This is a genomic window from Candidatus Enterococcus avicola (assembly GCF_047470845.1).
GTDB lineage: Bacteria > Bacillota > Bacilli > Lactobacillales > Enterococcaceae > Enterococcus_D > Enterococcus_D casseliflavus.
In genome coordinates this window covers 21,234-35,141 of the sequence record NZ_JBLGTY010000013.1, presented here as the reverse complement: position 1 = coordinate 35,141, position 13,908 = coordinate 21,234, and the positions used below count along the sequence as shown (strand labels likewise).

The following is a 13,908-nucleotide window of genomic DNA, read 5'->3' as shown; positions in this document are numbered from 1 at the left end:
GGAGGCAATTAGGGTGAATGGATTGTTTATAACCATCGAAGGACCGGATGGTGCTGGAAAAACCAGTGTGATCGAAGAGTTGTATCCTCGGTTACAGCTTGAAGCAACAAGAAAAATCGTGAAAACAAGAGAACCTGGCGGAGTTAAAATCGCTGAAAAGATTCGTAAAATTATTTTAGATCCGCGAAATGAAGAAATGGATGAGCGGACGGAAGCCTTACTTTATGCAGCGGCCCGCCGCCAACACTTGATTGAGGTTGTCCTGCCTGCATTGAATGCTGGACACATCGTGATCTGTGACCGCTTTGTTGACAGTTCGCTTGCCTATCAAGGAGCTGGACGCCGCATCGGGATTCCTGAGATCGCACGGATCAACGAGTTTGCGACGGAAGGAACGACGCCTGATTTTACCTTGTATCTAGATGTTGACTCTGATACTGGCTTGCGTCGCATCCAAGAAAACCGCGCACATCAATATGACCGCTTAGATTCGGAAGGATTGGAGTTTCATCAACGGGTTCGTCATGCGTATCTTAAGCTGGCGGAAGAAAATCCTGTACGCATTCATAAGATTGATGCTAGAATGGGGTTACAAGAAGTTGTTGAATCCAGCTATTCAGCAATCGTTGAATCGTATCCTGCTTACTTCAAGTCAATCTAGAGTAGGTTGGATAACACAAAGGAGATGGTCCCATGAAATTAATTATGGCAATCGTACAAGACAAAGACAGTAATCGTTTGGCAAATGAGTTTATTGATGCCAATATCCGTGCTACAAAATTGTCATCAACGGGTGGGTTTTTAAAGGCTGGCAACAGTACGTTTATCATTGGTATTGAAGACGATCGGGTACAAGATGCATTAGAATTGATCAAAAAAACCTGTCAATCAAGAAAACAATATGTCTCGACACCGATGTCTTTAGACATTTCCTTAGACGGTCAAGTTCCTTATCCAGTCGAAGTCGAAGTCGGCGGAGCAACTGTGTTCGTGCTACCGGTTGACGGATTCCATCAATATTAAAAAAGGAGCTTTTCATGGAGGAGTTATTTCTACAAGAATATCAGCCTCTTGTTTTTGCCCAACTAAAAAAAAGTATCAAGCATGGGCGCATTGCTCATGCTTATCTTTTTGAAGGGGACAAGGGGACTGGCAAGCACGAATTAAGTCTGTGGCTCGCAAAACGCCTTTTTTGTACCAATGTGCAAGAAGAAGCCCCGTGCGGCACATGCAGCAATTGTCTGCGGATCGCCCAAGGAGAGCATCCTGACGTCATCCAAATCGAGCCGGATGGGCAGATGATCAAAGTCGACCAGATTCGGCAGCTGCAAGAGGAGTTCTCAAAAAGCGGCTTTGAAAGTCGTCTGAAAATCTTTATTTTGTCTCAAGCTGACAAAATGAACAACAGCGCTGCCAACAGCCTATTAAAGTTTTTGGAAGAACCGGTGGGAAACTTTTTGGCGATTTTAGAAACTGAGAGTTTAGGACGTATTTTGCCGACGATTCAGTCTCGCTGTCAGATCATTCATTTTTCGCAGCTGTCAAAAGAAAAACTACAGGAGAAGCTCCAAGAAGAAGGACTTTCCAAAGAGACGAGTCGACTTCTGAGCCACTTGACGAATAGTTATCATAAAGCAGTTGAAATCTCGCAGGATGAATGGTTTAATGAAACTAAGGATGCTGTTAAGCGTTGGGTGAATTACCTTTTGAAGAAAGACCCGCAAGCATTTATTTTTGTTCAGAAAAAATTATTGGGTCTAGCAAAAGAAAAAAATCAGCAATCAGAAATCTTTTTGCTCTTGTTATTTTACTTTCAAGAGGAACGAGATCGATTGTTGGCACAAGGTTTATGGGGAAAAGAGATCAATCGTGCCATTGAAGCCGCATTGCAAGCACAAAAAAAATTGCAAGCCAATGTGTCTTTCCAAGGAGTGGCAGAACAATTTTCCGTGAAAATCATCTATGGATAAAACGCAGCAGCCGGAAAAGGAGACCAGAGATGATCGAAGTTGTCGGAGTGCGTTATCATGACGTGGGCCAGATTTATTTTTACACACCAAAAAAACAGACCTATACCATAAATGAACAAGTCATCGTGGAATCACAAGATGCCAAATGTCTTGCCACGGTGGTTACAAAAAGCAGAAAAATGAATGAGAGCGATTTGCCTCAAGCAGTCAAACCGATCCTGCGTCGAGCGACGAAAAAAGATTTAGAGCAAGCTGCCGCCAATCAAAAAGCAGCAGACGAAGCGTTGAAAATCGGGAAAGAAAAAATTCGAGCACACCAGCTGCCAATGAAGCTGATTCGGGTGGCATATACCTTTGAGCGCACAAAACTGATTTTTTCGTTCACGGCAGAAAGCCGCGTTGATTTTCGTGAGTTGGTCAAAGACTTGGCAAGTGAATTTCATACACGGATCGAATTGCGCCAAATTGGTGTCAGGGATGAAGCAAAGGCGCTAGGCGGAGTTGGACCCTGCGGTCGCAAACTATGCTGTGCGACGTTTTTAGGCGATTTTATCCCAGTGTCCATCAAGATGGCTAAGGATCAAGGACTCTCCTTAAATCCTGCAAAGATTTCAGGGTTATGTGGTCGTTTGATGTGTTGTCTTAAGTACGAAAGTGAAGAGTATGAGCGTGCAAAAAAAGAATTGCCGGATCGCGGCAAGGAAGTTGAAACGCCAGATGGCAAAGGACGTGTGGTCGGGCTGGATCTGTTGAGCCGAGTGATCAAAGTCCGTTTGCATGATCGGCAAACACCAATCGAGTATGATTATGAAGAACTAGTGACAAAATAAGTAGGTGACCATAATGAGCATGGACAAACGATCAATATATGACGGATTGAATCAGTTAGAAGTGGAGTTGCAAAATTCCTTGAATAATCTAGCGGAAATGAAGCAGTCTTTGCAAGAAATCGTCGAAAAAAACACGACATTAGAATTGGAAAATCAACGCTTACGTGAACACATTCGTGAGTTGAACCAAGTGGCAGATGCACCCGCTGAATCGGTCAAACAAGAGCTTTCTAAATCACGGATGAATTTAGAAAAGATTTACGAAGAAGGATTTCATGTTTGTTATGACTTATACGGTTCTCGCAGAGAACATGACGAACCTTGTGCGTTTTGTCTAGAAGTGATCTATCGTGAAAGCGGCAAATAGCTGACAGACGAAGCGGTTCGTTAGAAAAAAGATCAGTTTCTGCTGGTCTTTTTTTCGAAAGGAGCAGTACATGCAAAAGCAGCAAAGTTATAAACAAGACACTGGAAAACTGTATCTTGTTCCAACACCGATCGGTAACTTGGAAGATATGACGTTCCGATGTGTCAAAATTTTAAAAGAAGCGGACCTGATCGCAAGTGAAGATACTCGAAATACCCAGAAATTGTTGAATCATTTTGAGATTGCGACACCGCAAAAAAGCTTACATGAACACAATTATAAAGAACGGGTGCCACAGCTGATAGAACAGCTGCAAATGGGCAAGACTATTGCCCAATGCAGTGATGCTGGTATGCCCTCCATTAGTGATCCAGGTCATGAATTAGTCAAGGCGTGCTTGGTCGAAGGAATCGCAGTGATTGCGCTCCCAGGACCTACGGCTGGTTTGACCGCGCTGATCGCTTCTGGCTTATCACCGCAGCCGAATCTTTTTTATGGCTTTTTACCTCGTAAGAAAAAAGAACAAAAGCAAGCGTTAAGTGAATTGGCAAGCCAAAAAGCTACGATGATGTTTTATGAGTCACCGTATCGAATCGCAGCGACGATCGAAACGATGAAAGAGGTATTGGGAGAACGTCAAGCAGTTATCTGCCGTGAATTGACAAAAATCCACGAAGAATATTTGCGAGGGACCTTTTCAGAATTGATTGAATACCTCGACCAACAACCAATCAAAGGGGAATGCTGTCTATTAGTGGAAGGCGCTTCTGAAATCCCTGAAGTCGTTTATGAAGGAAGCTATGCTGAACAGGTGGCAGCCTTGATGGAAGAGGCAGACTTGTCTTCGAAAGAAGCCATCAAAGAAGTGGCTAAACGCAATCAAGTGAAGAAACAGCTTGTTTATCAAGCCTACCATCAATTAGAAACGTAATCATACCGAGAATTCTCTCGGTATTTTTTTGTCTTTTTTCGGACTTGTGTTAAATTATCTGACATGAATAGTTAGCTATTTTCAGAAAATTCACGGTTTTCTCAGAAAAATCTAGATTATTTGAAAATATGATGTTAGGATAGCTAACATAAAGAAAAGGAGGCGTCAAAAATGAACACAGGGAATATTGCATTTATTTTAATTTGTAGCGGCATGGTTTTTCTTATGACTCCAGCATTGGCATTTTTTTACGGAGGATTGGAACGTCGCAAAAACATCCTCAATACCATGATGATGGTGATTTGTACGATGGGCTTGGCGTCTGTGCTATGGGTCGCTTTAGGGTATACCTTATCTTTTAGCGGCACAGGCTCATTTATTGGGAATTTAGATAAAGTCTTTTTCAATCATGTCTCGATGACAGAAGGAGAAGGGATTCCTGAAGGGTTATTTGCGGCCTTTCAAATGATGTTTGCCTTGATCACAACGGCGATCATTACTGGATCTGTCGTGGGCAGAATGCGTTTCTCAGCTATTTTCCTATTTATCGGCTTCTGGCTAGTTCTCGTGTATTTTCCAATGGCACATATGGTATGGGGCGGCGGTTTCTTAGATGCGATCGGCTCGATCGATTTTGCAGGAGGCAATGTCGTTCATATCAGTTCGGGTATCAGTGGGTTAGTCTTAGCGATCGTTGTCGGTAAGCGGCGAGAATTTCATCAAACCGAATATCGTCCTCATAATATTCCCTTTGTTGTACTAGGTGCTGGCCTTTTATGGTTTGGCTGGTTTGGCTTTAATGCTGGCTCTGCGTTAGCAGCTGATGGTCTAGCGATCCACGCCCTAATGACCACGAATACGGCAGCAGCCAGTGCGATGCTTTCTTGGATGCTGATCGAAAAAATCGTGTTGGGCAAACCGACGATCGTTGGTGCGTGTACTGGAGCCGTCGTGGGCTTAGTTGCCATCACACCAGGTGCGGGATTTGTCTCGCTTTGGTCTTCCTTTATCATTGGCGCTTTAGTCAGTCCGTTTTGCTACTTCTTTATTTCTGTCATCAAACATCGTCTAGGATTAGATGATGCGCTGGATGCCTTTGGCTGCCATGGCGTAGGCGGGATCTTTGGCGGTTTGATGACGGGGATCTTTGCGGATCCAGCAGTGGGTGGACGGTCAGGATTGCTCTATGGCGGCGTTGATCTTTTTCTCGCACAAGCCGAAAGTATCGTATTTACGATTCTATTTGCAGGTATCTTATCCTTTGTCATTATCACTTTGATCAAATGGGTAATGCCGATTCGCGTATCGCAACAAGAAGAAGCAGTGGGGATGGATCGGGTCGAACATGACGAAACGGCCTATCCTACCTTTATGGGGTTAGACTCTTAAGAGTGGAGGAGCAGTCATGAAAAAAGTTGAAGCGATTATTCGCCAAGAAAAATTAGAAGAACTAAAGGCCGCTTTGGATCAGTCTGATTTGATCAGCGGCATGACAGTCAGTCAAGTGCTGGGCTGTGGCAATCAAAAAGGCCTCAAAGAGTTTATTCGTGGCCAAGAAGTGATCACAACTCTTTTACCAAAAGTAAATGTCCGTTTTGTTTTAGCAGATGAAAAAGTCGATGCGGTGATTGAGCTGATTGTATCGATCTGTCGGACAGATGAAGTCGGTGACGGCAAAATATTCGTCTACCCGTTGGAAGAAGCGATTCGGATTCGCACTAATGAACGAGGGGAAGCTGCCTTATAGTAGAACTTCTTGGACCATGAAGAGGGCCGCAAAAGCAGTGAATGTAGAAGGAAGGACCAATGAAGATTGGTCCTTTTTGCGTGCTTCCCTCGATTCCTTGCTTGATAGGGAACCTCTGTTCGTTTATAATAAGAAGTGAGGTGAACAACGATGTCGGAACTGCAATTTCCCTTAAAAAATGATACGAGCCGCAAAATTATTCATATTGATATGGATGCTTTTTTTGCTTCGGTGGAAGAACGGGATGATCCAGAGCTTGCCAAGCATCCCCTCGTCATTGCCCGTCACCCAAGTGATACTGGCGGACGAGGAGTGGTCACGACCGCCAATTATCTGGCACGACAATATGGCATCCACTCGGCAATGAGTGCGCAAAAAGCCTATGAGCTTTGTCCGCAAGCGATTTTTAAACCGGGAAATCATCAAAAGTATCGTGAAGTGTCCCAGCAAGTCAGAGAAATTTTTCATCGGTACACCGACATCATCGAACCAGTTTCTATTGATGAAGCGTATCTAGATGTCACAGTCAACAAGATCAATTGTCCTTCAGCAATTAAGATCGCTCGTTTGATTCAACGAGACATCTGGCAAGAGACTCATCTGACCTGTTCGGCAGGAGTCAGTTACAACAAATTCTTGGCAAAACTGTCTTCGGATTATCATAAACCACGAGGATTGACGGTGGTGATGCCAGATGAGGCAGTGGCCTTTTTGCAACAATTACCCATTGATAAATTTCACGGGATCGGGAAGAAAACTGTTCCGCGGATGCATGAGTTAGGTATTTTTACAGGAGCTGATCTGTATGGCTGGAGTGAGATGGCGCTGATTCGTGAATTTGGCAAAATGGGGTATTCCTTGTATCGGAAAGTTAGAGGGATCCATGATTCCCCAGTTAGTGTGACGAGAGAACGGAAATCAGTTGGAAAAGAGCATACATACGGCAATCCATTAACCAGTGAAGAACAAGTATTGAGCCAGTTACGGGCTATCGCAGAAGAAGTCGAAAGATCACTGAAGCGCACACAAAAACATGGCAAGACGGTCGTGTTGAAAGTTCGTTACAGTGATTACTCTACGATCACCAAGCGAGTGACCTTGCCAACCTATGTTCATAAAAAAGAACAGCTATTTTCCGAAGCAAGTCTGATTTGGGAAGAAATTTTAGGTCTGGAAAAAGGCATCCGTCTTTTGGGGATCACCGTCACAAATCTTGATCCACTGACCTATGAAAATATCGTACTGCCCTTATGGCAACTATCTGACGAGCAGTAGGCAGAAGAGGAGGAGCAAAATGACACTCTATCAAGTATATGACACGATGGTGGGGTTGGCTGATCAGGAGCGAAGTGAAAAAATGGCCGCCTACATGCGGCATCAGTTTGATTTTTTAGGCATTCCTACGCCGTTGCGCCGCCAGCAGGAGAAAGCGACCTTCAAAGCAGCAAAACAAACGAAAACGGTTGATTGGGGCTTTATCGATCTTTGTTGGCAAAGCAGCTATCGGGAACACCAATACCTTGCGATTGATTATTTAGTGGTGATGGAGCCGTTTCTAGCGGCCATCGATCTGGCAAAAATTGAAAAGCTAGTCATAACAAAAGCTTGGTGGGATAGCGTGGATGCCCTAAGTGAGGTTGTCAGAAAACTAGTTCGCCGACTGCCAGCATTAAAAGCTGAAATGCTTCGCTGGAGTCTTGAGGAAAATCTGTGGCTGCGGCGTGTGGCAATACTCCATCAACTGCTGCAAAAAGAACAGATGGATCGACCACTGCTTGAAGAGGTCCTCGTCAATAATTTGGGGAGTTCTGAATTCTTTATCAACAAAGCCATTGGTTGGAGCTTACGGGATTATGCCAAGACGAATCCTCAGTGGGTCCAAGACTTTCTGCTTCGCTATCAAACAAGTCTGGCGCCTTTGACGATTCGTGAAGCAAGTAAGTACCTGTAAAAAACTTGGTCACTGAGTTGAGATAACATAAAAAAACACCGTGCATCATCTTTGAAGGAAGAGGAGGTGACCGCCAAAAGTTCGATTTTTTGGTCTAACTTTTGGGGTCACCTCAAGATGCACGGTGTTTTTAGTTTTTAAATTTGTTTTTTGATTTGTTCGTAGCTTGCTTCAGCATCTTTGCACTTTGCCCAGATAACCGCTTTTCCTTGTTCCCGAGATGCAGCAAGATCAATGATTCGTTGATTGCTGCTGCCGCGAAACTGCAAGTTTAAATTTCGTTTGCTCAGTTCAAAACGACCGTCGACTAAAATATCGATTTTGGATAAAAGTTCCAATTTATCGGGTGTTTCCAAAAGCAATTCTTCATAGGTGTAGCCTGACCAGCTCCAAATATCTTTGCTGTGCCCAAATTCAGCACGCACCCGATCAACGACTTTCAGACAGACTGTTGTGTTCAAGAAAGGTTCGCCGCCCAGGAGGGTCAGCCCTTGGACATAATCATGCCGCAGATCTTCGATGATTCGATCCTCTAGTTCTTGCGTAAAAGGTGTACCATAGCGAAAGTTTTGGACCGCTTTGTTGAAACAGCCTTCACAAGCAAAGAGACAGCCGCTCACGTATAAACTATTTCGAATGCCTTCACCATCAACAAAGTTGAAGGCTTTGTAATCAGCAATATAATTTTGGCTATATTCTTTGGCTTGCCATTCTTTAGGTTTCGGATTTCTCATAAGAAAACTTCTTTCTATCATGAATTACAGGGATTGGTCTTCAAGAAAAGGAGTGTAGAAGAATTCTAGCACTCCTTTTTCGTTTATTCTTGCAAATGTTTGACCCGGGCAGAAATTTCTTTGTGCCGTCCATTGACCATTGGACGAGCTTGAGGATTTCCAAGATACCCACAGGTTCTTTTGACGACGTCACAACTTTTTGGGTCATGATTGCCACATTGTGGGCATTCGAAGCCCCGTTCGGTTGGATTGAAATCTCCTTCATACCCACATTCATAACAGTGATCGATAGGGGTATTTGTTCCAAGATAGGCGACCCGATCATAAGCGTAATCCCATACCGCTTCTAACGCTTTTGGATTTTGCTGCAAGACTGGGTATTCACAGTAATGAATAAACCCGCCAGAACAGTATTTTGGATACTCTTTTTCAAAATCAAGTTTTTCAAATGGTGTCGGATTTTTCCGCACATCATAGTGGAAGCTGTTGGTGTAGTATTCTTTGTCGGTAATGTTTTCAACTTCACCGAATTTTTCGGTATCCAAGCGGCAGAAACGATCAGTCAGGCTTTCACTAGGCGTCGAATACACGCTGAAATGATAGCCGTATTCATCGCCCCAAGCATCTGCATGAGCTTTCAATTCTTTCACGATCGCTAGGGTAAAGGCTTTTGCTTCTGGATCTTGTTCCCATGTTCCACCATAAAAAGCCGAAGCAGCTTCATACAAACCGATATATCCAAGAGAAACAGTAGCACGTTTGTTTTTGAATAGTTCATTCACATTGTCTTTGCGATCCAAACGTTCACCGAAAGCCCCATACATATAAAGGATCGGCGCATTCGCAGGACTGGCTTCTTTACAGCGCTCCACCCGATAGACAAGAGCATCCTTGACGATTTGCAGACGATCTTCCAGCAGCGTCCAGAATTTTTCTTGATCACCATTTGCTTCTAAGGCGATCCGAGGAATATTCAATGTTACGACGCCTAGATTCATCCGACCGACATTGACTTCTTCGCCACGTTCGTTTTTCCAGCCTTGCAAGAAAGAACGACAGCCCATCGGCACTTTAAAGCTGCCGGTCAATTCAACCAATTTATCATAATTCAAAATATCAGGATACATCCGTTTGGTGGCACACTCTAAAGCCAGTTCTTTAATATCATAGTTCGGATCGGTAGGGGCCAAGTTGACGCCACGGCGAATACTAAAGATCAATTTTGGAAAAATAGCGGTACGCTTTTCACTGCCTAACCCGTTGATGCGAATTTGGAGAATCGCTCGTTGGATTTCCCGTTCGAACCAATTGGTTCCTAAACCAAAGCCAAGGGAAGTAAACGGCGTTTGTCCGTTTGAGGTGAATAACGTATTGATTTCGTATTCTAGACTTTGCATTGCATCGTAGATATCTTTGCGCGTTTTGCTCTTCGCATAAGCTTCCCGACGTTCAGGCGACTCGATCCATTCTTCGGCATCTTTTAGATGCTTTTGATAATTCAACTCAGCAAAAGGAGCCAATAATTCATCTGTTCGATCAGCAGAACAGCCGCCATATTGACTCGATGCTACGTTTGCAATGATTTGTGAGATTTGAGCGGTGGCCGTTTGGATCGATTTTGGCGATTCCACTTCGGCGTTCCCAATTTTAAACCCATTATTCAGCATGCCTTTAAAATCGATCAAGCAGCAGTTGGTCATTGGGGTGTAAGGATGATAATCCAAGTCATGGTAATGAATGTCGCCTTTTTGGTGAGCATTTGCCACGTGAGGAGGGAGCATTTTCAAACCGATCGATTTTCCTACGATCCCAGCGGTCAAATCACGTTGTGTATTGAACACATTGCTATCTTTATTGGCATTCTCATTGACGACCGATTGATCTTTATTCATCAATTTGTTGATCGTAAAGTTGATGTCTGTGGCTTTGCTGCGCTCGAAATCACGATGGGTCCGATAGTTGATATATTCTTCAGCCAAGGCATACTCGTTTTTTGCTAATAAGATATGCTCGACGATATTTTGGATCTCATAGATTTTTACATTCGTACGAAAACGTTCCGCGATCTCGTGATCGACACTGTCAACGATCTCGGTGATTTTTTCGTGGTCGATGGGAGAAAGCTCGCCATTGATTTTTCTTAGGGCTTTCACTAACGCATCGTAAATTTTTTGATCATCAAAATCGACAAGCCGTCCATCACGTTTTACGATTTTTAACTGACGCAAAGCGGACTGTCTTTCCAACCCTTGCTCAGGATTTCTCTTAATGTTCATCATTTCTACCACTCCTTATCTTCCTCAATATAATAAAACAAATTGTAGAAATGAGCAACTATATATAGTGGTGAATAAGGGTTGGTAAATTGGATATACACAATATATGGTGTATATTCATTGGGATGTTTTCTGAGAAAACTGATAAGATTAAGGATTTGGTTGTTCCATGTTTCACATAATGAATAAAAAACTTTTTTAAATTTATTTTTTCTCTGTTTTGAAGCAGAAGTATTCAATGAAAAAGTATGCTACCATAAGGAGAGAATTTTATTAAAGGAGGGTTCTATGTGAAAAATATGATTGATGTGAAGCATCTAACCAAAAGTTACGGCACTCGTTTCAATCAAACCAAAGTATTAGATAACCTTTCTTTTGCAGTGGATCAAGGAGAATTTGTCGGGGTCATGGGGCCTAGCGGTGCTGGGAAAACGACCTTGATGAATCTGTTGTCTTCAATTATGCGACCTAGCTTAGGCTCGATCTATATCAACGGCAAAGACATTACCCGAATGTCGGAAAAAGCCCTCAGTGATTTTCGTCGTCAGCAGATCGGTTTCATCTTTCAAGACTTTAATCTTTTAGAGACGTTGACTGCCAGAGACAATATCTTGCTTCCCCTTGCCATTGATCGTTTGCCCGTGAGTGAAACCCAAGAGCGCATTGAACAAACGGCCAATTTGTTAGGAATCGACCACTTGTTAGATCGCTACCCAGAAGAATTGTCTGTAGGGCAAAAACAGCGGGTCGCTGCTGCTCGAGCAATCATTAGTCGTCCGGCGGTCCTTTTTGCTGATGAACCCACTGGCGCCCTTGATTCAAAAGCGGCGACAGAATTGTTACGGTATTTAGCGCAAATCAATCAACAAGAGAAAACGACGATCTTGATGGTCACGCATGATCCTTTCACCGCCAGCTACTGCAACCGAATTTTATTCATCCGAGACGGTGTCTTCTTTGCAGAAGTCGTCAAAAAAGGCGGGCGTCAGGAATTTTTTGAAAAAATCATCGATATGCAGGCAACGATTGGAGGCGGTCCGCGCCATGTTGTTTAAAATCGGCTGGCGGAGTTTTTTACGGCAGTTTCGCAACTATATGGTGTACTTTATTTGTATGATGACCGCCGTGATGATTTTCTATTCCTTTAACGCCTTGATGAATGATCGTCTGCTGAATCAACGGGTCCAGCAAGATATACGCATTGAAGGGGTTTTAGGATTCGGCAGCAGTGTGGTTGCCTTTGTCGTCTTGTTTTTTATGCTGAGTGCCAATCATTTTTTTCTTAGTCAGCGGCAAAAAGAAATCAGTGTTTACCAGCTTTTGGGGCTGCGGCAAGGTCGTCTGGCTTGGCTGTTGCTGCGGGAAACGTTTCTATTGAACTTTTTCTCTTTAGTGACCGGCATCTTTATGGGGATTATTTTTTCGAAATTTTTTTCTATGATTTTGATTCGAGCGATGGGCTTGAATTTAACGAGTCATTTCTTTAATTCGCCCCAATCGATTTTTTCAACGGTTTTTGTCTTTATCGCGGCGATGATTATTTTGAGTATTCAAGTGATCCTTTTTGTATGGCGTACCCCAATGAGTGAGCTGATCAAGACTGAATACCGCTTACCGATCAAGAAAATGAAAATGACCCCGTTTCGTTCATTAATGGGGGTTCTAGGTCTGATTCTACTGGGGGTAGGCTACTATTTGTCTTTGACCCTGCGGGAAACGTGGACCAACTATATCACGTACACACAAGATTTTTCAGCAATTTTATGGATTCCTTTATTGATTCTGTTTTGTTGTGTGACGGCAACCTATCTTTTTTTTGATTGCTCGTTGCCGGCATTGTTATATTTTTTGAGTAAGCCGAAAAAACGTCTTATCAAAGGGGCGAAACTGATTGCTTACAATAACGTGCGGGCTTACTTGCAAAGAACGTGGAAAAGCTATGCGCTTTTGACGATCATCACAGCGATCGCAATCTCCCTGATCGGAGGAACGATGGGGGTCATCTCATTAAACTATCAAGCAACGAACCGCATTTATCCAACGTCCTTTCAAGTGTCAGAAGAGCAGGCAGATACCTTGCGGGACCTTTTAGAAAAAGCCGATACACCGATTATTGCCGAACAATCGATTCCCTATAAAATGACCAATATGACGGTTCAAACCCGTTACCTTGGAGAGTTGCAAGACGAAAATATTGAAAATATCATGGTGAATCTGGTCGCTTTTTCTGATTATCAGCGTCTGCGAAAACTGGTTCCCGATGCCCCGGATATTCAACTGAGTACCGATAAACAAGCGGTGCTTTTTGACAGTCAATACGATGTGACTCGTTCGTTTATCACCTATCGCGATGAGGTCAAAATCGGCAGTCAACATACGTTCAAACTCATTCAAGCAGAACAGGATTATTTTGGGGATTCTGCCTTGCGCTATTCCTTGCCGAATGTCCTTGTCATCCAAGATGATGCGTACCAGCAAGTTGAGGGCTTCACCTATAGCGTTGCTTATTTACAAACAGACAAGGTGCAAACGGAGAGCTTGACTCAGCTGCTAGATGAAGAGCTGCCGATTGAGTGGACGCATCCTTTGACCTATGAGTTTAGCGATGACCAAAAAAGCGTGCGTTTTTATCCAGAGACTGCCCGAGATTCCACCAGTGAGAATAACCAGATGACCGCATATCGACTGACCTTAGCGAATCGTTTTACAACGATGCGCGGCGTGCGGCGGCAAGCAGGAATCGTTTTGTTTGTGTCATTATTTGTAGGTGTGATCGTTTTGATCACGACATCCAGCAGTTTGATCGTTCGGCAATTTTCAAATACCGAGCGGGAGAAACACAATTACCGATTATTGACCAAACTAGGTTACACCCGAAAAGAAGTACGCAAACTCGTTTACTGGCAAAACATCTGGATTTTTATGCCAGGTACGCTACTGGCGATCTTGCATGCCGTCTTTGCCATCAATACCTTCACCCAAATCATCGACAGTCCTGGGTATTGGGTGGCTCATTTGTTTGCGGCAGTTGCAGCAGTCGTCTATCTATTTGCCTATTTGATTACCGTCAAGCTGTGTCTGCGAATAATTGAAACTTGATTG

At 43.5% G+C, this 13,908-nt stretch carries 14 protein-coding genes; 12 read left to right on the top strand and 2 right to left on the bottom strand.

The genetic code is table 11. The features are described from left to right. The first annotated feature begins 13 nt into the window (after positions 1-13). From tmk to ACI3E5_RS11500, 10 genes are all read left to right on the top strand, one after another. Positions 14-661, top strand: coding sequence for a dTMP kinase (tmk, locus tag ACI3E5_RS11545; protein WP_005229815.1), 648 nt, complete (start codon positions 14-16; stop codon positions 659-661). Between the two features lie 32 nt (positions 662-693). Then, on the top strand, positions 694-1,023 hold the full coding sequence (gene darA, locus ACI3E5_RS11540) for a cyclic di-AMP receptor DarA (protein ID WP_005229817.1): 330 nt from the start codon (positions 694-696) through the stop codon (positions 1,021-1,023). 14 nt (positions 1,024-1,037) lie between these two features. Then, a complete protein-coding gene (gene holB / locus ACI3E5_RS11535) occupies positions 1,038-1,970 on the top strand; it encodes a DNA polymerase III subunit delta' (RefSeq protein ID WP_087627663.1) in 933 nt (310 codons plus the stop codon). A 29-nt stretch (positions 1,971-1,999) separates the two neighbouring features. Further along, positions 2,000-2,800 carry a PSP1 domain-containing protein gene (locus ACI3E5_RS11530; protein WP_005229821.1) on the top strand — a complete coding sequence of 267 codons (801 nt, stop codon included), beginning with the start codon at positions 2,000-2,002 and terminating at the stop codon, positions 2,798-2,800. 19 nt (positions 2,801-2,819) lie between these two features. Then, positions 2,820-3,167, top strand: a complete 348-nt coding sequence (locus tag ACI3E5_RS11525; RefSeq protein ID WP_026008088.1) for a DNA replication initiation control protein YabA — start codon at positions 2,820-2,822, stop codon at positions 3,165-3,167. Between the two features lie 70 nt (positions 3,168-3,237). Continuing rightward, the gene (rsmI, locus tag ACI3E5_RS11520) at positions 3,238-4,098 is read left to right on the top strand and encodes a 16S rRNA (cytidine(1402)-2'-O)-methyltransferase (protein WP_325844982.1); all 861 of its coding nucleotides are present in this window, start codon (positions 3,238-3,240) and stop codon (positions 4,096-4,098) included. 171 nt (positions 4,099-4,269) lie between these two features. After that, the gene (locus ACI3E5_RS11515; RefSeq protein ID WP_498821723.1) at positions 4,270-5,487 is read left to right on the top strand and encodes an ammonium transporter; all 1,218 of its coding nucleotides are present in this window, start codon (positions 4,270-4,272) and stop codon (positions 5,485-5,487) included. Between the two features lie 16 nt (positions 5,488-5,503). Next, positions 5,504-5,845 carry a P-II family nitrogen regulator gene (locus ACI3E5_RS11510; RefSeq protein WP_005229830.1) on the top strand — a complete coding sequence of 114 codons (342 nt, stop codon included), beginning with the start codon at positions 5,504-5,506 and terminating at the stop codon, positions 5,843-5,845. A 150-nt stretch (positions 5,846-5,995) separates the two neighbouring features. Further along, on the top strand, positions 5,996-7,120 hold the full coding sequence (dinB, locus tag ACI3E5_RS11505) for a DNA polymerase IV (protein ID WP_005229832.1): 1,125 nt from the start codon (positions 5,996-5,998) through the stop codon (positions 7,118-7,120). 19 nt (positions 7,121-7,139) lie between these two features. Then, positions 7,140-7,796 carry a DNA alkylation repair protein gene (locus tag ACI3E5_RS11500; protein ID WP_325844984.1) on the top strand — a complete coding sequence of 219 codons (657 nt, stop codon included), beginning with the start codon at positions 7,140-7,142 and terminating at the stop codon, positions 7,794-7,796. A 137-nt stretch (positions 7,797-7,933) separates the two neighbouring features. On the opposite strand, the gene nrdG is transcribed toward ACI3E5_RS11500, so the two are convergent. Beyond that, positions 7,934-8,530, bottom strand: coding sequence for an anaerobic ribonucleoside-triphosphate reductase activating protein (gene nrdG / locus ACI3E5_RS11495; protein WP_005229836.1), 597 nt, complete (start codon positions 8,528-8,530; stop codon positions 7,934-7,936). An 83-nt stretch (positions 8,531-8,613) separates the two neighbouring features. After that, a complete protein-coding gene (gene nrdD, locus ACI3E5_RS11490) occupies positions 8,614-10,809 on the bottom strand; it encodes an anaerobic ribonucleoside-triphosphate reductase (protein WP_034869343.1) in 2,196 nt (731 codons plus the stop codon). Positions 10,810-11,096: 287 nt separating this feature from the next. On the opposite strand from nrdD, the gene ACI3E5_RS11485 reads away from it, so the two are divergent. Together ACI3E5_RS11485 and ACI3E5_RS11480 are read left to right on the top strand one after the other, a co-directional pair. Then, positions 11,097-11,861 carry an ABC transporter ATP-binding protein gene (locus ACI3E5_RS11485; RefSeq protein WP_325844985.1) on the top strand — a complete coding sequence of 255 codons (765 nt, stop codon included), beginning with the start codon at positions 11,097-11,099 and terminating at the stop codon, positions 11,859-11,861. After that, on the top strand, positions 11,851-13,905 hold the full coding sequence (locus ACI3E5_RS11480) for an FtsX-like permease family protein (protein ID WP_325844986.1): 2,055 nt from the start codon (positions 11,851-11,853) through the stop codon (positions 13,903-13,905). Before ACI3E5_RS11485 ends, ACI3E5_RS11480 begins: the two co-directional genes overlap by 11 nt. The last annotated feature ends 3 nt before the right edge of the window (positions 13,906-13,908 follow it).